The organism is Streptomyces sp. NPDC029014 (assembly GCF_055564695.1).
In genome coordinates this window covers 21049-39019 of sequence record NZ_JBVHVT010000006.1, presented here as the reverse complement: position 1 = coordinate 39019, position 17971 = coordinate 21049, and the positions used below count along the sequence as shown (strand labels likewise).

General features: G+C 73.1%; 17 protein-coding genes, 3 tRNA genes and 1 pseudogene. 12 read left to right on the top strand and 9 right to left on the bottom strand.

Annotated elements, in window-relative coordinates; all coding sequences use genetic code 11:
- Positions 1-155 precede the first annotated feature (155 nt).
- Positions 156-246 (top strand) — tRNA-Ser (locus ACZ4VL_RS04950).
- 376 nt (positions 247-622) lie between these two features.
- Positions 623-695, top strand: a tRNA-Arg gene (locus tag ACZ4VL_RS04945).
- A gap of 71 nt (positions 696-766) precedes the next feature.
- On the opposite strand, the gene ACZ4VL_RS04940 is transcribed toward ACZ4VL_RS04945, so the two are convergent.
- Positions 767-1678 (bottom strand): SMP-30/gluconolactonase/LRE family protein, encoded by a 912-nt coding sequence (locus ACZ4VL_RS04940; RefSeq protein WP_468196144.1) that lies wholly within the window; start codon positions 1676-1678, stop codon positions 767-769.
- Positions 1679-1787: 109 nt separating this feature from the next.
- On the opposite strand from ACZ4VL_RS04940, the gene ACZ4VL_RS04935 reads away from it, so the two are divergent.
- The 9 genes from ACZ4VL_RS04935 to ACZ4VL_RS04895 all read left to right on the top strand — a co-directional run bounded on the left by ACZ4VL_RS04935 (position 1788) and on the right by ACZ4VL_RS04895 (position 11318).
- A complete protein-coding gene (locus tag ACZ4VL_RS04935; protein WP_468195925.1) occupies positions 1788-2222 on the top strand; it encodes an Lrp/AsnC family transcriptional regulator in 435 nt (144 codons plus the stop codon).
- Positions 2219-3103 (top strand): DUF2797 domain-containing protein, encoded by an 885-nt coding sequence (locus tag ACZ4VL_RS04930; protein ID WP_468195923.1) that lies wholly within the window; start codon positions 2219-2221, stop codon positions 3101-3103. The genes ACZ4VL_RS04935 and ACZ4VL_RS04930 overlap by 4 nt, the downstream gene beginning before the upstream one ends.
- 162 nt (positions 3104-3265) lie before the next feature.
- Positions 3266-3604 carry an antibiotic biosynthesis monooxygenase family protein gene (locus ACZ4VL_RS04925; protein WP_468195921.1) on the top strand — a complete coding sequence of 113 codons (339 nt, stop codon included), beginning with the start codon at positions 3266-3268 and terminating at the stop codon, positions 3602-3604.
- The gene (locus ACZ4VL_RS04920; RefSeq protein ID WP_468195919.1) at positions 3582-4466 is read left to right on the top strand and encodes an amidohydrolase family protein; all 885 of its coding nucleotides are present in this window, start codon (positions 3582-3584) and stop codon (positions 4464-4466) included. The genes ACZ4VL_RS04925 and ACZ4VL_RS04920 overlap by 23 nt, the downstream gene beginning before the upstream one ends.
- A gap of 70 nt (positions 4467-4536) precedes the next feature.
- Positions 4537-5304 (top strand): response regulator transcription factor, encoded by a 768-nt coding sequence (locus ACZ4VL_RS04915; protein ID WP_468195916.1) that lies wholly within the window; start codon positions 4537-4539, stop codon positions 5302-5304.
- Positions 5304-6944: a sensor histidine kinase gene (locus tag ACZ4VL_RS04910; protein WP_468195914.1), complete on the top strand. Its 1641-nt coding sequence runs from the start codon at positions 5304-5306 to the stop codon at positions 6942-6944. The genes ACZ4VL_RS04915 and ACZ4VL_RS04910 overlap by 1 nt, the downstream gene beginning before the upstream one ends.
- Before the next feature lie 25 nt (positions 6945-6969).
- Complete coding sequence (locus tag ACZ4VL_RS04905; protein WP_468195911.1) at positions 6970-8238, top strand: bifunctional glycosyltransferase family 2/GtrA family protein; 1269 nt, start codon at positions 6970-6972, stop codon at positions 8236-8238.
- Entirely contained in the window at positions 8235-10523 is a 2289-nt protein-coding gene (locus ACZ4VL_RS04900) for an ArnT family glycosyltransferase (RefSeq protein WP_468195909.1), read from the top strand. The genes ACZ4VL_RS04905 and ACZ4VL_RS04900 overlap by 4 nt, the downstream gene beginning before the upstream one ends.
- Before the next feature lie 90 nt (positions 10524-10613).
- A complete protein-coding gene (locus tag ACZ4VL_RS04895; protein WP_468195907.1) occupies positions 10614-11318 on the top strand; it encodes a TetR/AcrR family transcriptional regulator in 705 nt (234 codons plus the stop codon).
- Positions 11319-11361: 43 nt separating this feature from the next.
- On the opposite strand, the pseudogene ACZ4VL_RS04890 reads toward ACZ4VL_RS04895, so the two are convergent.
- Positions 11362-12850, bottom strand: a pseudogene (locus ACZ4VL_RS04890) (MDR family MFS transporter); the annotation flags it as partial.
- Positions 12851-12951: 101 nt separating this feature from the next.
- A complete protein-coding gene (locus tag ACZ4VL_RS04885; RefSeq protein ID WP_468195905.1) occupies positions 12952-13422 on the bottom strand; it encodes a MarR family winged helix-turn-helix transcriptional regulator in 471 nt (156 codons plus the stop codon).
- Positions 13423-13541: 119 nt separating this feature from the next.
- Here ACZ4VL_RS04885 and ACZ4VL_RS04880 point away from each other — a divergent pair, with 119 nt between their 5' ends.
- Positions 13542-13781, top strand: coding sequence for a hypothetical protein (locus tag ACZ4VL_RS04880; protein WP_468195903.1), 240 nt, complete (start codon positions 13542-13544; stop codon positions 13779-13781).
- Between the two features lie 66 nt (positions 13782-13847).
- Here ACZ4VL_RS04880 and ACZ4VL_RS04875 read toward each other — a convergent pair whose 3' ends face one another.
- The 6 genes from ACZ4VL_RS04875 to ACZ4VL_RS04850 all read right to left on the bottom strand — a co-directional run bounded on the left by ACZ4VL_RS04875 (position 13848) and on the right by ACZ4VL_RS04850 (position 17967).
- Complete coding sequence (locus ACZ4VL_RS04875; RefSeq protein ID WP_468195900.1) at positions 13848-14642, bottom strand: hypothetical protein; 795 nt, start codon at positions 14640-14642, stop codon at positions 13848-13850.
- A gap of 95 nt (positions 14643-14737) precedes the next feature.
- Positions 14738-15577 (bottom strand): RNA polymerase sigma factor SigF, encoded by an 840-nt coding sequence (locus ACZ4VL_RS04870; protein WP_468195897.1) that lies wholly within the window; start codon positions 15575-15577, stop codon positions 14738-14740.
- 220 nt (positions 15578-15797) lie between these two features.
- The gene (locus ACZ4VL_RS04865; RefSeq protein ID WP_468195895.1) at positions 15798-16646 is read right to left on the bottom strand and encodes an RNA polymerase sigma factor SigF; all 849 of its coding nucleotides are present in this window, start codon (positions 16644-16646) and stop codon (positions 15798-15800) included.
- A 212-nt stretch (positions 16647-16858) separates the two neighbouring features.
- Positions 16859-17020: a hypothetical protein gene (locus ACZ4VL_RS04860; protein ID WP_360621039.1), complete on the bottom strand. Its 162-nt coding sequence runs from the start codon at positions 17018-17020 to the stop codon at positions 16859-16861.
- Positions 17021-17392: 372 nt separating this feature from the next.
- Complete coding sequence (locus ACZ4VL_RS04855) at positions 17393-17680, bottom strand: hypothetical protein (RefSeq protein ID WP_361098827.1); 288 nt, start codon at positions 17678-17680, stop codon at positions 17393-17395.
- 202 nt (positions 17681-17882) lie between these two features.
- Positions 17883-17967: transfer RNA gene (locus tag ACZ4VL_RS04850), tRNA-Ser, on the bottom strand.
- Between the last annotated feature and the right edge of the window lie 4 nt (positions 17968-17971).

Sequence of the window (17971 nt, the reverse complement as noted above, 5' to 3'; positions counted from 1 at the left end):
CACGCGGTGCGTGACGGCTGCCGCGGACGCGTGTGCCGGGAGTGATTAAGCCTTTGCTCTGTGGCCAGCTCGCCTAGTACCGTTGGGAGCGGATTGGTGAGCGGCCCTGCGGCTGTGTCATCATCTGCACGCACCTTCGTACGCGAGGGTGTGCTGGAGGCGTCGCCTAGTCCGGTCTATGGCGCCGCACTGCTAATGCGGTTTGGGGCTTACCCCCCATCGAGGGTTCAAATCCCTCCGCCTCCGCAGCCACCGAAGCCCCGGTCCTCACGGACCGGGGCTTCGCTGCTTCTGCGGCGCGTTCCGTATCCCGCGCACCCCCCTCGCACCGCGCACTCCCTCGTCGCGCACTCCCCTCGCACATCCCGTGCGCGTCTTGTGCACCGCCGAGCGCATCCAGCCCGTCCTGCGCATGCCGAATGCGTCGGCCACGCCGCCCGGATCGCGGCCGCCTTCGAGGTCCGTAGGCGCCGGGCCGGGGGGAGTATCAGTCCGGACGATCACCCTCCGGGGCGTTTTCGCAGGTCAGAGCCGGTTTGGTTAACGGATTTCGCGTCCCGGCAAGGTCCATGTATTGTTGTTCTCGCAAGGCCAACGGGGCGAAAAACCCCGGGAAGCCCAAGCACTCGTAGCTTAACGGATAGAGCATCTGACTACGGATCAGAAGGTTGCAGGTTCGAATCCTGCCGAGTGCACAGCCCAAGAGGCCCCCCGGTTCGCCGGGGGGCCTCTTGCGTTGGGTCGGCGGGCCGCCGGGGCCGGTGGACTACCGGACGCGGGGGAGGCCCGTCACCGACAGGACCAGGGAGTAGAGCGAGGTCGTGGCGGTGATGAAGAGGCGGTTGTTCTTCGGGCCGCCGAAGGCGATGTTCGAGACGGGCTCCGGGACGCGGATCCGGCCGATCAGGGTGCCGTCCGGCGCATAGCAGTGCACGCCCTCCTCCATGGCCGCCACCCACAGCCGGCCCTCGTCGTCAAAGCGGATGTTGTCCACGTGGCGGCATTCGGCGAAGACGCGGTCGCCGCCGAGCGTGCCGTCCTCGCGGACCTCGAACGCGCGGATGTGTCCCGCCACGGTGTCCGCCGCGTACAGCTCGCTCTCGTCGGGCGAGAAGACCACGCCGTTCGGGCCGCGGAACCCGTCCGCGACGATCCGCACCGCGCCGGTCACCGGGTCCGCGCGGTACAGGTTGCAGGCGCCGATCTCGGACGGCGCGCGCACGCCCTCGTAGTCGCTGGTGATGCCGAAGTCCGGGTCCGAGAACCAGATCGAGCCGTCCGAACGCACCACGGCGTCGTTCGGGCTGTTGAGCCTCTTGCCCTCGAAACGGTCGGCGATGACGGTGACACGGCCGTCCGGTTCGGTCCGGGTGACGCGCCGGTTTCCCTGCTCGCAGGTGATCAGGCGGCCCTCGCGGTCCAGCGTGTTGCCGTTCGGGTGCCCGGCCGGGGACCGGAAGACCGAGACCGTGCCCGTCGCCTCGTCCCACCGGAGCATCCGGTCGTTGGGGATGTCGCTCCACACCAGCTGCCGCCAGGCCGGGAGGTAGAGCGGGCCCTCCGCCCAGCGGCAGTCGTCGTGGAGCCGTTCGAGGCGGGCGTCGCCGTTGGCGCAGCGGCCGGTGCGGAAGCGCTCGTCCAGGACCTCGTACAGATCGGGGTCGGCAATGGATGACATCATTCCCCCTGATGAGTGAACTGCCGAATCGTGTTCGGTTTCTTGGGCAGATTGCAGGATCATGTACCGTCGATGCAAGGGATTGCCCGACAGTGGGGAGGAAAATCGCGTGGACGACATCGACCGGGCACTCGTCCGGCGCCTCCAGCAGGACGCGGGCCAGCCGTACGCCGCCCTCGGCGCGGCCGTCGGGCTCTCCGCCGGGGCCGCCCACGAACGGGTGCGCAAACTCCGCGAACGCGGGGTCATCCGGCGGACCACCGTCGACGTGGACCCGGCCGCCGTGGGGAGCGGGGTGCTCGCCTACGTGATGGTCGACGCCAACGCCTGGATGGGGGACTCGGCCGGCGCCTTCGAGGCCATCACCGAGCTCCAGGAGGCCCACGTCATCGCCGGCAGCGCCTCGGTCCTCGTGAAGGTGCGCACCGCCACCACCGAGCAGCTGCAGGACGTGCTGCGCCGGCTCTACGCCATCGACGGGGTCAGCGGCACGCACGCCACCGTCGTCCTGGAGACCTTCTTCGAGCGGCCCCTCCCGCTGTGACCTGGCGGTGCACCGGGATCCGGTGGAGCAGCGGCCACCCGGCCATCGGCTGGTACGCCGAAGGGCGCGGCGAACGGAGCAACCCGCTCGGGTACGGCCGGCCCCTCGCCTTCGCCGCCCGGGGGGAGCGGAGCTGCCTCGGCGTGCGCCGCGCCGGGAAACGGACCCCGTGCCCCACCGCCGCCCGCGTCCCGGGTCGCGCCACGAGTGCCCAGTGCCCCGAATGCGCCCGCCTGGACCGGTCGTTCTCGGTGGCCGCCGACACCAACGCCGCCGACCCGCGCCCCTACCGCGTCTACCTGGCCTGGTTCGGGCCCGGCATGGTCAAGGTCGGCATCACCGCCGAGGAGCGGGGCCCCGCCCGGCTGCTGGAGCAGGGGGCGGTCACCTGGGCCTGGCTCGGCCGCGGCCCGCTGATGGCCGGTCGGCGCACCGAGGAACTGCTGCGCGCCGCCCTCGGGGTGCCCGACCGGATCCCGTACGCCCGCAAGCGCGCCGCCCGGGCCGCCCTGCCTGACCCGGCCGACCGGGCCCGGGAGGTCGCCGCCCTGCACGGCCGGGCCCTCGCCCTGCCGGGGTGGCCCTCGTCCCTGGAGCCACTGGCCTGCGAAGTCACCGACCACGCCGGGCCGTTCGGGCTGACCGCACTGCCCGCCCCGTTGCGGGTGGCCACCGAGATGGTGCCGGGCGGAGCCGTCGTCGGCCGGCTCGCCGCAGCGGCCGGCCCCGATCTGCACCTGGCCGACGGGCTCGTCGTCGACACCCGCCTGCTGGCCGGCTGGGAGCTCGTCGCCCCCGCCGCCGGCCGGACCACCGAGGTGCCGACGGCCGCCCTCGTCCTCCCGTCCGGCACCGCGGACGGGCAGGACGGGCTCTTCTGAGCCCCGGCTCCTTCCTGAGCCCCGGCTCCTTCCTGGGCCCAGGCTCCCCCTCCAGGTCCCGGCGGCCGTCTGCCGTGCCCCAAGGTCAAATCTTGGATCCCCTTGGCCGTTCGGGCCGCTTTGCGGTGGACAGTGCGCCGGGCCGCCGCCGAGGGTGTGTTCATGACCATCAAGCCCGTGCCCGCCTTCGAACCGCCGTACCTGATGGCGGTCTTCAGCTCCGTCCGCACCGCCGAGGACAGCGGCTACCCGGAGACCTCCGTCCGCATGGACGAGCTCGTCCGCGAGATCCCCGGCTTCCTCGGCTACGAGTCCGCCCGCACCCCTGGCGGGCTCGGCATCACCGTCGGCTACTTCCGCGACCACGACGCCCTCGCCCGGTGGCGGCAGGACCTCGAACACCAGGCGGCGATGAAGCGGGGCCGCGACGAGTGGTACGAGAGCTACACCCTGCACGTCGCGACCGTGGAGCGGAGCCATGGCTTTGAACGCAACGGCTGAGGCGGTCCGCGCCTTCCGGGAGCGGCTCGGCCTGCCCGGACTCGTCGACGTCCACACGCACTTCATGCCTGAGCGGGTCCTGGCCAAGGTGTGGGACTACTTCGACGCGGTCGGCCCGCTGACCGGCGTCGCCTGGCCCATCACGTACCGGCACGAGGAGGAGCGGCGGGTCGCGCTGCTGCGGGAGTTCGGGGTCCGGGCGTTCACCGCCATGCTGTACCCGCACAAGCCGCAGATGGCGGCCTGGCTCAACTCATGGTCCGCCGGGTTCGCCGCCCGCACCCCCGACTGCCTGCACACCGCGACCTTCTTCCCCGAGGAGTCGGCCGCCGCGTACGTCCGCCAGGCCGTCGACGCCGGAGCCCGGATCTTCAAGGCGCACCTCCAGGTCGGCGGCTACGACCCCGGCGACGCACTGCTCGACCCGGTCTGGGGGATGCTCGCCGAGGCCGGCATCCCGATCGTGGTGCACTGCGGCTCGGGTCCCGTCCCCGGCAAGCACACCGGCCCCGGACCCATCTCCGCCGTGCTCGCCCGCCACCCCGGGCTGGCACTGGTCGTCGCCCACATGGGGATGCCCGAGTACGGGGAGTTCCTCGACCTCGCCGAGCGGTACGAGCGGGTCCGCCTCGACACCACCATGGCCTTCACCGACTTCTCGGAGCGGTTCGGCCCCTTCCCAGCCGCCGAACTCGGACGGCTCGCGGACCTCGGCGACCGGATCCTGCTCGGCACCGACTTCCCGAACATCCCCTACCCGTACGAGCACCAGCTCGCCGCCCTGGAACGGCTCGGCCTGGGCGACGACTGGCTGCGCGCCGTCTGCCACGACAACGGGGCCCGGCTGTTCGGCCTGGACTGATCAGCCGTTTCTCAGGAAATTCACAGAAAGGCGCAAGAACGCTCTCAGGGGCGGCCGCCAACGTGGTCACATGACTGCGACGACCGCCTCCCCCGCGTCCACGTCCACCGGCAGCCCGACCGCCCTCGTCCGCCCCGACGGCGGGCCCTGCAGGGTGCTCGTCGTCGACGACGAGGCCGCGCTCTCCGAACTGCTCTCCATGGCCCTGCGCTACGAAGGCTGCGAGGTCCGGACCGCGGGCGACGGGGCGGGTGCGGTGCGGGCCGCCCGCGAGTTCCGGCCCGACGTGGTGGTCCTCGACGTCATGCTGCCCGACATGGACGGCCTCGCCGTCCTCGGGCAGCTGCGCCGCGCCATCCCGCAGATCCCGGTGCTGTTCCTGACCGCCAAGGACTCGGTCGAGGACCGGATCGCCGGGCTGACCGCGGGCGGCGACGACTACGTCACCAAGCCGTTCAGCCTGGAGGAGGTCGTGGCCCGGCTCCGCGGCCTGGTCCGCCGCTCGGGGGCGGCCCAGGCCGCGCGCGGCGGCTCCGTCCTCGCCGTCGGCGACCTGGTGCTCGACGAGGACAGCCACGAGGTGTCCCGGTCGGGCCGGGAGATCCACCTGACCGCCACCGAGTTCGAGCTGCTGCGCTACCTGATGCGCAACCCGCGGCGGGTGCTCAGCAAGGCCCAGATCCTGGACCGGGTGTGGTCGTACGACTTCGGCGGCCAGGCCAACGTGGTCGAGCTGTACATCTCCTACCTGCGGCGGAAGCTGGAGAGCGGCCCCGGCCTGCCGTCGATGATCCACACCCGGCGCGGCGCCGGATACCTGATCAAGCCGGCCGACTAGTGCCGCCGTCCTCCCCCCGCCCGCGGCGGACCCGGCGCCCCCGCTCCTGGTCCCTGCGGGCCCGCCTCGTGGTGTCCGCGGTGCTGCTGATCGCCGTCGTCGGCGCGGCGATCGGCACCGTCACCACCCTCGCGCTGCGCGAGTACCTCGTCAAAAAGGTCGACCAGCAGCTGCGCATCTCCGTGGACATGGCCAACCGGTGGTCCCCGGGCGGGAAGCCCCCCGCCGAGAACAACCTCGGCTTCGTCGTCGCCCCCGGCACCCCGGTAGGAGCCGCCGGGATCCGGATCGCGAACGACGGCACGGTCACCGGCTGCCGCCTCGCCGCGCTCGGCGGGCCCGGATACGACCAGCGCCAGCAGCTCACCCAGGCCCAGTCCGACGCCCTCGCCGGAGCCGCCCGCAAGGCCGCGGCACGCCGCGGCCCGGCCGAGCCCGCCGACCTGGAGCTGCCCGGCCTCGGCACCTACCGCGTCCAGCTCTCCCGCGACGGGACCGTGGCCCTCGGCTTCCCGCTCACCGAGGTCGACTCCACCGTGAGCACCCTGGTCGCGGTCGAGGTCTGCGTCACCCTGGCCGGGCTGATCGCCGCCTCCCTCGCCGGGCAGGCCCTCGTCGGGGTCGCCCTGCGCCCCCTGCGCCGGGTAGCGGCCACCGCCACCCGGGTCTCCGAGCTTCCCCTGCACAGCGGCGAACCCGTCCTGCACGAGCGCGTCCCCGAAGCCGAAGCCGACGAGAGGACCGAGGTCGGCCAGGTCGGCGCCGCCCTCAACCGGATGCTGGGGCACGTCTCCTCCGCCCTCACCGCCCGCCAGCAGAGCGAGATGCGGGTCCGGCAGTTCGTCGCCGACGCCAGCCACGAACTGCGCACCCCCCTCGCCTCCATCCGCGGGTACGCCGAACTCACCCGTCGGGGACGCGAGGAGCCCGGCCCCGACACCCGGCACGCCCTGGGCAGGATCGAGTCCGAGGCGACGCGCATGACCGGCCTCGTCGAGGACCTGCTGCTGCTCGCCCGGCTCGACGCCGGCCGGCCCCTCTCCCTGGCCGACACCGACCTGGCCCCGCTCGTCGTCGACGCGGTCAGCGATGCGCGGGCGGCCGGCCCCGGCCACCACTGGCGGCTCGACCTCCCCGACGAGCCCGCGCCCGTCCGCGCCGACGCGGCCCGGCTCCAGCAGGTGCTGGTCAACCTGCTCGCCAACGCCCGCACCCACACCCCGCCCGGCACCACCGTCACCGCCCGTGTTTCACGTGAAACAACGACCGTCCGGCTGAGCATCACGGACGACGGCCCCGGCATCCCGCCCGCCCTGCTCCCGCACGTCTTCGAGCGGTTCGCCCGCGGCGACGCCTCCCGCTCGCGGGCGGCAGGCTCCACCGGTCTGGGGCTCGCCATCGTCGAGGCCGTGGTCGCCGCGCACGGCGGCCGCGTCGACGTGCAGAGCGAGCCGGGGCGGACCTGCTTCGAGGTCCTGCTCCCGCTCGCTCAGGAGACGCCCCCGGCAGGCATCTGGGCAGGCAGCCGGACAGGATTCCCGACAGGCATCCCGACAGGCATTCAGGCGGTCATCCCGGCGGGCGCCGCTGACCGCCCGGCGGACTCACAGACGGGGCACAGGCTCACCACACAGCGGTGACAGCCCGCGCCGCGAGGCTCGGACCATGCCAACCGACACCTCCATCGGCGCCCTCCCGGCACGGGCGCACCTCGCGCCCGTGCCCGGCGAGCCCGTACTCGACGTGGTGATCCCGGTCTTCAACGAGGAGAAGGACCTGGGCCCGTGCGTGCGCCGGCTCCACGACCACCTCACCCGCACCTTCCCGTACCCCTTCCGCATCACGATCGCCGACAACGCGAGCACCGACGGCACCCCTGAGGTCGCGGCCGGTCTGGCCGCCGGCCTCGAAGGGGTCCGGAGCACCCGGCTGGAGGAGAAGGGCCGCGGCCGCGCACTGCGCACCGTGTGGTCGCGCTCCAAGGCCCCCGTCCTCGCGTACATGGACGTCGACCTGTCCACCGACCTCAACGCGGTGCTGCCGCTGGTCGCCCCGCTGATCTCGGGCCACTCCGACCTCGCCATCGGCACCCGGCTGGCCCGCTCCTCGCGCGTGGTGCGCGGCGCCAAGCGGGAGTTCGTCTCCCGCGCCTACAACCTGCTGCTGCGCTCCTCGCTCGCAGCCCGGTTCAGCGACGCCCAGTGCGGGTTCAAGGCCATCCGCCGGGAGGTCGCCGAGCGGCTGCTGCCGCTCGTGCAGGACACGGGTTGGTTCTTCGACACCGAGATGCTGGTCCTCGCCGAGCGGGCCGGGCTGCGGATCCACGAGGTGCCGGTCGACTGGGTGGACGACCCGGACTCCACGGTCCACATCGTCCGGACCGCGGTGGACGACCTCAAGGGTGTTTGGCGGGTGGGCCGGGCCCTGGCTCTCGGTGCGCTGCCGCTCGACCGGCTCACCCGCCCCTTCGGCGACGACCCCCGCGACCGCAGCGCCCTGCCGGGGGTGCCCCGCGGGCTGGCCCGCCAGCTGCTGGGCTTCTGCACCGTCGGGGTGCTGTCCACCCTCTGCTACCTCGCGCTGTACTCCCTGTTCCGGCTCGGCGCCGGGCCGCAGCTCGCCAACGCGGCCGCCCTGCTGCTGTCCGCCGTCGCCAACACGGCCGCCAACCGCCGCCTCACCTTCGGCGTCCGTGGGCGGGCGCGGGCCGTGCGCCACCAGGCCCAGGGCCTGGTCGTGTTCGCGGTGGGCCTCGCCCTGACCGGCGGCTCGCTGGCCGCCCTCGGGGCGGCGACGGCCGATCCCGCCCACAGCACCGAACTGGCCGTCCTGATCACGGCCAACCTCGCCGCGACCGTACTGCGGTTCCTGCTCTTCCGCGCCTGGGTCTTCCCCGACCGGCGCACCCCTGCTGCCAAGGACGACAACCGATGACCACCGCCGTACCACCCATGGACTCCCCGTTCCCCGAGGGGGCCGCCCCCTCCCGCGCCGCCCCGGCGACCAGCGTCGGTGCCGGTGCCGTGACCCGCCCCCGCTGGGAGCTCCCGGCGCTCGCCGCCCTGCTGCTGGCCACCGCCGTCCTGCTGCTGTGGAACCTCAGCGCCTCCGGCTACGCCAACTCCTTCTACTCCGCCGCCGTCCAGGCGGGCAGCGAGAGCTGGAAGGCCTTCTTCTTCGGTTCCTCCGACGCCGGGAACTCCATCACCGTGGACAAGCCCCCGGCAGCCCTGTGGCCGATGGCCCTGTCCGTCCGGCTGTTCGGGCTGGGCAGCTGGCAGATCCTCGCACCGCAGGCCCTGATGGGCGTCGCCACCACCGCCGTGCTGTACGCCGCCGTGCGCCGGCACTTCGGTCCCGCGGCGGGCCTCATCAGCGGCGCCGTCTTCGCCCTCACCCCGGTCGCCGCGCTGATGTTCCGCTTCAACAACCCGGACGCGCTGCTGACCCTGCTGCTCACCGTCACGGTCCACTGCGTGCTGCGCGCCCTCGACGGCGCCCGCACCGCCTGGCTGGTCGGGGCGGGCACGGCGATCGGCTTCGCCTTCCTGACCAAGACGCTGCAGGCCTTCGTGATCCTGCCGCCGCTCGCCCTCGTGTACGCCGTCTGCGCGCCGACCCGGCTGCGCCGCCGGCTGGGCCAACTGCTCCTCGCGGGGGTCGCGATGGTCGTGGCCGGCGGCTGGTGGGTCGCGGTCGTGGAGCTGTGGCCCGCGTCCTCGCGCCCGTACATCGGCGGCTCGCAGACCAACTCCTTCCTGGAGCTGACCCTCGGCTACAACGGCCTCGGCCGGATCAACGGCAACGAGACCGGCAGCGTCGGCGGTGGCGGACGCCCCGGCGGCGGAGGCGGGGGCGGCTGGGGGGAGACGGGCATCGACCGGCTGTTCTCCGCGAACGTCGGCGGACAGATCTCCTGGCTGCTCCCGGCGGCCCTGGTCATGTTGGTCGCCGGCCTGGTGATCACCTGGCGGGCCGGCCGGGCCGCCGACACGGTCGAGGGCATGGCTCGGGCGGCGTTCCTGACCTGGGGCGGCGCCCTGCTGATCACCGCCGCGGTGTTCAGCTGGATGCAGGGCATCTTCCACGAGTACTACACGGTGGCGCTGGCCCCCTTCGTGGCCGCGCTGGTCGGCATGGGCGTGGCCGTGCTGTGGGAGGAGCGGGGCAGCAAGGCCGCCGCGCTCACCCTGTCCGGCACCCTGGTGCTGACCGCCTGGTGGTCGTACGTCCTGCTCGGGCGCTCCCCCGACTACCTGCCGTGGCTGCGCTGGGCCGTCCTCGCGGCCGGGGCGGCCTCGGCCGCCGGGCTGCTCCTCGGGGCGCGGATCGGCCGCCGGGCGGCGCTCGGTGCGGCCGCGCTGGGCCTGGGCGCCGCCCTGGCCGGACCCCTCGCCTACTGCCTGACCACGGTGGACGCCGGGCACAGCGGCTCGATCGTGACGGCCGGGCCCGCGGTGCAGGGCGGCCGCGGCGGGATGGGCATGCGCTTCGGCGGCGGTGAACTCCCGCCGGGCGCAGGCCCGATGGGCGGCTTCCGCGGCGGCCCGCAGGGCGCCGTCCCGCAGGGCATGCCGGGCGGCCCCGGGAACGCGCCCCAGGGCGGCCTCCAGGGGGCTCCGCAGGGCGTGCCGGGCGGCGGCCAGGCCTTCCCCGGCGGCCAGGGCGGCCAGGACGGCCGCAGCGGCCAGGGCAGCGGTGCCGGGCGCGGCGGCCGCGGCGGACAGGGCACCGGCGGTGCGCCGGCCGTCCCGGGTGCTCCGGGCCGGGCGGGCGGCGGCGGCATGGGAGGCCTGCTGGGTGGTACCAAGGTGGGCAAGGAGGCCACGGCCGCCCTGCGCGAGGACGCGGACCGGTACACGTGGGCGGCGGCCGCCGTCGGCGCGCAGAACGCGGCGGGCTACCAACTCGCCTCGGGTGAGCCGGTGATGCCGATCGGCGGGTTCAACGGCAGCGACCCGTCGCCGACGCTCGCCGCCTTCCAGGCGTACGTGAAGGCCGGCAGGATCCACTACTTCATCGCCTCGGGCGGCATCGCGGACGGTGGCCGGGGCGGTGGCGCCGGCGGGGAGGGCCCGGTCATGCGCGGTGGTCCGGGCGGCTCCACCAGCACGGCGATCGAGACCTGGGTGAAGGCGAACTTCCGGTCCGTCACCATCGGCGGGGCCGCCTTCTACGACCTGACCGCTCCCGCGAGCGCCACGTCCGCCCCGTCCTGAACGCGCCCGAACGCGAGGGGCACCCTCTAGCATCAAGGGGGCGGACCGGTCATTCCGGGCTGATCCAGCTGTTGTGAGGAGGGTGCCTCCATGGCGACCGCGGCCGTTCCCGGCAACACCCGGACCAGCGTGTGGCTGTCCGTCCGTCCCGCCGCACCCGCCAGACGCCGCAGCGGCGAGGGTGCCTTCCTGCTCGACCGGGAGCGGATCACCGGGGCCACGGTGCGGCTGCTCGACACCGAGGGGCTGGCCCGGTTCTCCATGCGGCGGCTCGCGGCCGCTCTCGGGGTCACCGCGATGTCCCTCTACTGGTACGTCGACACCAAGCACGACCTGCTCGAACTCGCCCTGGACCGGGCCCTGGGCGAACTCCCTCTCCCACCCGGCGGGCCCGCGGACTCGGCGCGCGAGGGGTGGCCCGGCCGACTGCGGCTGCTGGCCTGCGGATACCGCCGGCTGCTGGCGGACCACCCCTGGGTGGGGCCGCTGGCAGCCGCGTACCCGAACATCGGGCCGCACGCGCGCGCCTTCGATGCGGCCCTGCAACGCCTGCTCGACGCCACCGGCCTGGCGGATTCCGGCCGGACCGGCGCCCACTTGGCGGTGTGGCAGTTCCTGCACGGCTGCGGGGGCACGGCCCGGCGGGTGCCCGACGGGGACTTCGGTCTCGCCCTCGACGTGCTGATCGCCGGGATCGAGGCGAAGGCCGGCCCGGGGCCCGGCTCCGGCCCGGGCTTCCGCTTCGGCTTCGGCCCCGGCCCGGCCTCCGGCCCGGGCCCGGGCGGCCCCGGCTAGTCCTCCGAAGAGGCGGCCGGGGTCTGCACCGACGGCTTCGACTGCAGGGCGACCTCCTTGATGAAGACCACCAGCAGCAGCGCGAGGAGCGCGGCGGGCGCGGCGTAGAGGAAGACGTCGCCGACGCCGTGCCCGTACGCGGACTCGATGACCTCGCGCAGCGGCGCGGGCAGCCGGTCGAGGTCGGGGATCCCGCCCCCGGCGGTGCCCCCGTGGCCCAGTGCGGCCGCCTTGGGTCCGAGGGCCGCCAGGCCGTCCTTCACGTAAGTGGTGACGCGGTGGGCCATCACCGCGCCGAGCGCCGAGACGCCCACGGCGCCGCCGAGCGAGCGGAAGAACGTGACGACGGAGCTGGCCGCGCCGAGGTCCTCGGGGGCCACCTGGTTCTGGGTGGCGAGGACCAGGTTCTGCATCATCATGCCGAGGCCGAGACCGGTCAGCGCCATGTAGACGGCGATGTGCCAGTACGGGGTGTCGTACCGCAGGGTGCCCAGCAGCCCCAGGCCGGCGGTCAGGAGCACGCCGCCGGAGACGAGCCAGGCCTTCCACCTGCCGGTCTTGGTGATCACCTGGCCGGAGACGGTGGAGGAGACGAAGAGGCCGCCGATCATCGGAATGGTGAGGATCCCGGACATCGTGGGGGACTCGCCGCGGGCCAGCTGGAAGAACTGGCTGAAGAACACCGTCCCCGAGAACATCGCGATGCCGACGAACAGCGAGGCCGCGGAGGCGAGGCTGATGGTCTTGTTGCGGAACAGGCGCAGCGGGATGATCGGCTCGCTCGCCCGGGATTCGACGAGGAGGAAGAGCAGGCCGAGCACGACGGCGCCACCGGTCATGGCCAGCGTGGTCCAGGAGACCCAGGCGTAGGAGTCACCGGCCTGGGTGACCCAGATCAGCAGCAGCGAGACGGCGCCGCTGATCAGGAAGGCGCCGAGCCAGTCGACCTTGACGTCGCGGCGGACCACCGGGAGGCGGAGCGTCTTCTGCAGGACGACCAGCGCGATGACGGCGAAGGGCACGCCCACGTAGAAGCACCAGCGCCAGCCCAGCCACTCGGTGTCGGTGATGACGCCGCCGAGCAGCGGGCCGCCGACGGTGGCGACGGCGAAGACCGCGCCGAGGTAGCCGCTGTAGCGGCCGCGCTCGCGCGGGGAGATCATCGCGGCCATCACGATCTGGGCGAGGGCGGACAGGCCGCCGACGCCGATGCCCTGGACCACGCGGCAGGCGATGAGCGTGCCGGTGTTCTGTGACATGCCGGCCACGACGGAGCCGAGCACGTAGATGACCAGGGAGGCCTGGACCAGCAGCTTCTTGCTGAAGAGGTCGGACAGCTTGCCCCACAGCGGGGTGGCCGCCGTCATCGACAGCAGGGCCGCGGTGACCACCCAGGTGTACGAGGACTGGGTGCCGCCGAGGTCGCTGATGATCTGGGGCAGGGCGTTGGAGACGATCGTGGACGACAGGATCGCCACGAACATGCCGAGCATCAGCCCGGACAGCGCCTTCATGATCTGCGGGTGGGTCATGGGCGCGGGGGAGGGGGCGGTGGCGGACGCGGATATGGGTGCGTCGCCGGCGGAGGTCTGCGACTGGTCGCCTCCCCGCACACCAGAGGGTGTGGTGGTCGTCATGGGGTTCCTTCGTCTGGGAGCTCGGTCGTCCGGAAGCTCGACCGGAGCCGGGCCAGCAGGCTGTTGAGTACGTCGATGTCGTGCGCGGACCAGTCGGCCAGGGCCCGTTCCAGCGCCTCGGTGTACCGGGCGGAGGCCTCGGCCAGGAGTGCGGAGCCGGCCGGGGTGAGCCGCAGGATGCGGCACCGGCCGTCGCCCGGGTCGGCGTCGCGGGTGATCCACCCGCGGTCGGCGACCTGGGCGACGTGGCGGCTGGTGACCGAGATGTCGATGGCCATGAGGTCGGCGAGCCGGCTGAGCCGCATGTCGCCGTACCGGTCGATCAGGGTGAGCACGGCCGCGGAGCCCGGCGGGCACTCCGCGGGGAGGTGGCGGGCGAGCTCCCGTTTGACGGCGCCGACGCCGGTGAGCCGGCGGGCCAGCTCCTCGTAGCGGGTGCTCTGGTCCGCGGCCGCCTGGGTGGTCACCGGGATCCCCCTCCATCTCGTTGCTTCAGGCAACCGTAAGAGAGATTGGTTGCTACAGGCAAATGAATCCACGGGGGGAGGCGGTAAAGGAATCGGAAAACCCGCTAGGGTCCAGGGCCATGGCTTCGAACCACAACGCACCGGCCCCGGACGCCCACCACGACCCCGCGGGCAGCACCCAGATGTTCCGCGCGTTCGTCGAGGAAGGGGCCCCCTCCCGCGAAGCCGCCGGCGTGCCGGCGTCCGGCCGGCGCCGGCGCGAGCAGGCCGCGGGCTCCGGGAGGGCGGGCGCGCGGATCGCCGTCGCCGTTGCCCTGGCCGCGGTGTTCGGCATCGCGCTGTGGCTCACCGTGCGCTGACGGGCACCGCGCCGAACGGTCGCCGGGCCGCCACCGCTGCTGCTGTTGCCGTCGGTGGCGGTCGGGTCAGCTCCAGGCGGCCGTGACCCTGCGGGTCTCCACGTGCATGCCCCACGGGACCCGCCAGGACTCGACGCACACCGTGTAGGTCTGCGTACGCGTCGTCCCGCCGGCCAGGGGCGCCGGGAGCGGCTGGGTGGTGGTGACGGTGGCCCAGTCGGTGCCCAGGGCTCCGATGACGTGCGTCTCGAACCCGACCGTGCCCGAACGGGCCGCCGTGCTACCGGTATTGGTGATCCCCACGGTGACGCGCTCGCACCAGCGGTCCGCCGCCGGCGCCCGCAGCGGGCCGGTGAGCACCAGCTCGGCCGGCGTGGACGCGGGCGGCGTGCCCGGGCCTCCCGGCGTCCCCGGCGTCCCCGGCGTGCCCGGGCCTCCCGGGGTGGTGCCCGGCGCGGGCCCGGGGGATCCGGGCGGGGCCGGCGTGCCGGGGGTGCCGGGCGCGGTGGTGGTCCCGCCGCCCTGTGGGGTGCCGGGGCCCGGGGCCGGGATTCCCCCCGGCCCGACCGTGCCTTCGCCCCGGCCGGAGCCGGCCGGGGTCCGCGCATCCGGGGAACCGGGCGGCGTACCGGCGGAGGAAGGGGATCCGCCCGCCGCGGCCGGGCCGCCGAGCTGTTGGAACTCCACCGGCCCCTGCGGGGCCACGTTGTCGCCGGGGCGCCGTTCGGGGCCGGGGGCCACGGCTCCCGCGGCGGTGTGGCCGTCGCGTGCCGTACCGCCGCAGCCGGTCAGGGTGGCGGCGGCCGTGCAGAAGGACAGGGCGGCGAACAGTGCGGCCCTGCGGCGGTGTCCCGGTCGCATCGCCGCAGTGTTGCTGACGGTGCGTCAAATCGGAACCCCTGCCGCAGGGCCGGTGTGCTGTTCCGGCCTCCGGTCGGGCCGCGGACGTCGCGGGACTAGTCGCCGATCAGGCCGACGCGCAGCTGCGCGAGGGTGCGGGTCAGCAGGCGGGAGACGTGCATCTGCGAGATGCCGACCTCCTCGCCGATCTGCGACTGCGTCATGTTGGCGAAGAAGCGCAGCATGATGATCTGCCGCTCCCGGGCGGGGAGTTTGGCGAGCAGCGGCTTCAACGACTCGCGGTACTCGACGCCTTCGAGTGCGGTGTCCTCGTAGCCGAGGCGGTCGGCGAGGGAGCCGTCGCCGCCTTCGTCCTCGGGCGAGGGCGAGTCGAGCGAGGAGGCGGTGTAGGCGTTGCCGACGGCGAGACCGTCGACCACGTCCTCCTCCGACACCCCGAGAACGGCGGCGAGTTCGGGCACGGTCGGCGAGCGGTCGAGCTTCTGGGCGAGCTCGTCGCTGGCCTTGGTGAGCGCGAGGCGCAGCTCCTGGAGGCGGCGCGGGACACGCACGGACCAGGACGTGTCCCGGAAGAACCGCTTGATCTCGCCCACGACCGTCGGCATCGCGAAGGTCGGGAACTCCACGCCGCGGTCGCAGTCGAACCGGTCGATCGCCTTGATCAGGCCGATGGTGCCGACCTGGACGATGTCCTCCATGGGCTCGTTGCGGCTGCGGAAGCGGGCGGCCGCGTACCGCACGAGGGGCAGGTTCAGCTCGATCAGGGTGTCGCGTACGTACGCCCGTTCGGGGCTGTCCGCGTCCAGGCCGGCGAGGCGCTGGAAGAGGGAGCGGGAGAGGGTGCGGGTGTCGATGGCTTCCGAGTGTTCGGACACGGCCGGTGCCTCGCTCTTGACGAGCGTGAGCACCTTGGAGCTGCCCTGATCTGCGGACATGCCACCCCCTTGAGGTCGCGGACGGTCGCGTACGGCGCGCCCGTCGGAGGAACGCAGCCTCCACCTGAATACCGGAGCCGGGGCTGCGGCAAACGCGGTTCCAGCAGAATGTCACATGTCGGCAACGCGCTGTAGCGCCAAGTCGACATATAACTCCAGCGATAGAGCGGAATGAGCCGGTTCTGTCGGGAAACCGGGCCGCGATCTCCACCCGATCCGGTTACGCCTCGATCCTGTTTGCGGATCGGAGTCGAGCGAAACTCCGGGCGAGCAGCCGCGACACGTGCATCTGGGAGACGCCGAGCTCGGCACTGATCTGCGACTGCGTCAGATTGCTGTAGTACCGAAGGAGGAGGATCCGCTGTTCGCGCTCCGGCAGCTGTACGAGGAGGTGGCGCACGAGGTCGCGGTGCTCGACCCCGGCCAGCTCGGGGTCCTCGTAGCCGAGCCGGTCCAGCAGCCCGGGCAGGCCGTCACCCTCCTGGGCGGCTTCCAGCGAGGTCGCGTGGTAGCTGCGCCCGGCCTCGATGCAGGACAGCACCTCCTCCTCGCTGATCCGCAGCCGCGCGGCGATCTCGTGCGTGGTCGGGGTGCGCCCGTGCAGGGTGGTGAGGTCCTCGGTGGCCGCGTTCACCTGGACCCACAGCTCGTGGAGCCGGCGCGGGACGTGGACGGTGCGCACGTTGTCGCGGAAGTATCGTTTGATCTCGCCGACCACGGTCGGCATGGCGAAGGTGGGGAACTGCACGCCCCGGTCCGGGTCGAACCGGTCGATGGCGTTGATCAGGCCGATGGTGCCGACCTGGACGACGTCCTCCATGGGCTCGTTGCGGCTGCGGAAGCGGGCGGCCGCGTACCGCACGAGCGGGAGGTTCGCCTCGATGAGCGCCCCGCGCACCCGGTTGTACTCGCTGCTGCCCGGCTGCAGGCCCTTCAGCTGCCCGAACAGGACCTGGGTGAGGGCCCGGGTGTCCGCGCCCCGGCTCTGCGGTCTCGGGGGCGCAGGCGGCTCCTCCGGGGCGTCCTGCTGGGGCGGCACCTGAGGCGCCGTACTGGCCGACACGGTCACGCCACCCCTTCAAGTCAACTCATCCGTCAAAAGCGGTCATAGCATCACAAGAGATGTGCACTGTGTGCAAGCACCGTATATCACCGTGTTGAGGGCAAGTTGGGCATAATGGGGTGTTCTGGGTGTAAGTGCCACGAGGGTGGAGAACACAAAACCCCCCACCCGTCGGAGTGGGGGGCCGGTTAGTCCGGAAACCGCATCAGCGTACGGGTTCAGCTCACCAGTTCGGTCATGAACGCACCTATGCCGTGAGCGGCGTCGGAGATGCCCTGGAAGCCTATTTTGACGATGTCGGCCGCCTTCACCGGCTGGGTGATGATCACGAAGAGCACGAACACCACGAGCCCTCCCGTGATCATCTTCTTGGTCTCCATGAGCGGTGTCGGCCTCCCCAACCGGTCCTGCGAAGTCGGGTGAGTCTAACCGGTCGCATGAGGGCACTCACCCGGACTTTATGGACCAATGACCCTGCGTTCCGGGCCGTTTGCCACTGTCCGCGCGGGCGCGGGCGGCGCAGGATGGGGGCGAGCCCACCGGTTCTGGCAGGAAACCGGGGGGTGAGGGACAGGGCCTCGCTGCGGGGCCCGGGTCGTGCGCTTCCCCCTGACGGCGGCCCGGGCATGCAGGCCCCGTCGGCGTCGGGGGAAGCCGCCCGTCCCCCGACGGAGCCTCCCCCGTCCCGTGTGCGGCAGGCCCCGGCTCCGGCCGGGGCCTGCCGCACGTGCGGGGCCGTTCGCCCGGCCGGGCTACTCGATGCCGCCGAGGATGCCGAGGACGGGCTCCACCGGGGCGACGACCGGCGCGAGCTGGTCCGGCAGCGCGCCCAGCTGGTTGAGCTGGTTCAGGTCGTTGAGCTTGGCGCCGATCTCCTGGACGGAACCGGGCATGGCCCCCTCCGGCATGCCCGGGGCCGCCTGCGGCAGGTCGGGCAGGGTGAGCGGGGCCGCGGGCGCGGCGGAGGCGGCGGGTGCGGCGAGGCCCGCGGCGGCCCCCGCGAGGGCGATGGCGGCGAGCATGCGCTGGGTCTTGGTCATGCCGTGTCAACGGCCGAGCGGGCGGCCGGTCACGCCGGGCCCGGGGTGCGCCACCGGTCGGAGTACGCGCGGGCGCGGCCGCGAGGGCCCCCGGGTTCGGATCGCCGACGGTTCGGGCGGCTCCCCGTTCGGCCGGCTCCCCGTTCGGGCCGGAAACCGCCGAGAGCCCCGGCCCTTGCGGGACGAGGCTCTCGATTCGGAGCGGTAGCGGAGGGATTTGAACCCCCGATGGGTTGCCCCATACTCGCTTTCGAGGCGAGCTCCTTCGGCCACTCGGACACGCTACCGAGA

What these genes read in the sequence shown, in the direction of transcription:
- ACZ4VL_RS04940 (WP_468196144.1), bottom strand. Translation starts at nt 1,678, where the DNA reads ATGTCATCCATTGCCGACCCCGATCTGTACGAGGTCCTGGACGAGCGC.
- ACZ4VL_RS04925 (WP_468195921.1), top strand. Translation starts at nt 3,266, where the DNA reads ATGACCATCAAGCCCGTGCCCGCCTTCGAACCGCCGTACCTGATGGCG.
- ACZ4VL_RS04920 (WP_468195919.1), top strand. Translation starts at nt 3,582, where the DNA reads ATGGCTTTGAACGCAACGGCTGAGGCGGTCCGCGCCTTCCGGGAGCGG.
- ACZ4VL_RS04915 (WP_468195916.1), top strand. Translation starts at nt 4,537, where the DNA reads ATGACTGCGACGACCGCCTCCCCCGCGTCCACGTCCACCGGCAGCCCG.
- ACZ4VL_RS04905 (WP_468195911.1), top strand. Translation starts at nt 6,970, where the DNA reads ATGCCAACCGACACCTCCATCGGCGCCCTCCCGGCACGGGCGCACCTC.
- ACZ4VL_RS04900 (WP_468195909.1), top strand. Translation starts at nt 8,235, where the DNA reads ATGACCACCGCCGTACCACCCATGGACTCCCCGTTCCCCGAGGGGGCC.
- ACZ4VL_RS04895 (WP_468195907.1), top strand. Translation starts at nt 10,614, where the DNA reads ATGGCGACCGCGGCCGTTCCCGGCAACACCCGGACCAGCGTGTGGCTG.
- ACZ4VL_RS04880 (WP_468195903.1), top strand. Translation starts at nt 13,542, where the DNA reads ATGGCTTCGAACCACAACGCACCGGCCCCGGACGCCCACCACGACCCC.
- ACZ4VL_RS04875 (WP_468195900.1), bottom strand. Translation starts at nt 14,642, where the DNA reads ATGCGACCGGGACACCGCCGCAGGGCCGCACTGTTCGCCGCCCTGTCC.
- ACZ4VL_RS04870 (WP_468195897.1), bottom strand. Translation starts at nt 15,577, where the DNA reads ATGTCCGCAGATCAGGGCAGCTCCAAGGTGCTCACGCTCGTCAAGAGC.
- ACZ4VL_RS04860 (WP_360621039.1), bottom strand. Translation starts at nt 17,020, where the DNA reads ATGGAGACCAAGAAGATGATCACGGGAGGGCTCGTGGTGTTCGTGCTC.
- ACZ4VL_RS04855 (WP_361098827.1), bottom strand. Translation starts at nt 17,680, where the DNA reads ATGACCAAGACCCAGCGCATGCTCGCCGCCATCGCCCTCGCGGGGGCC.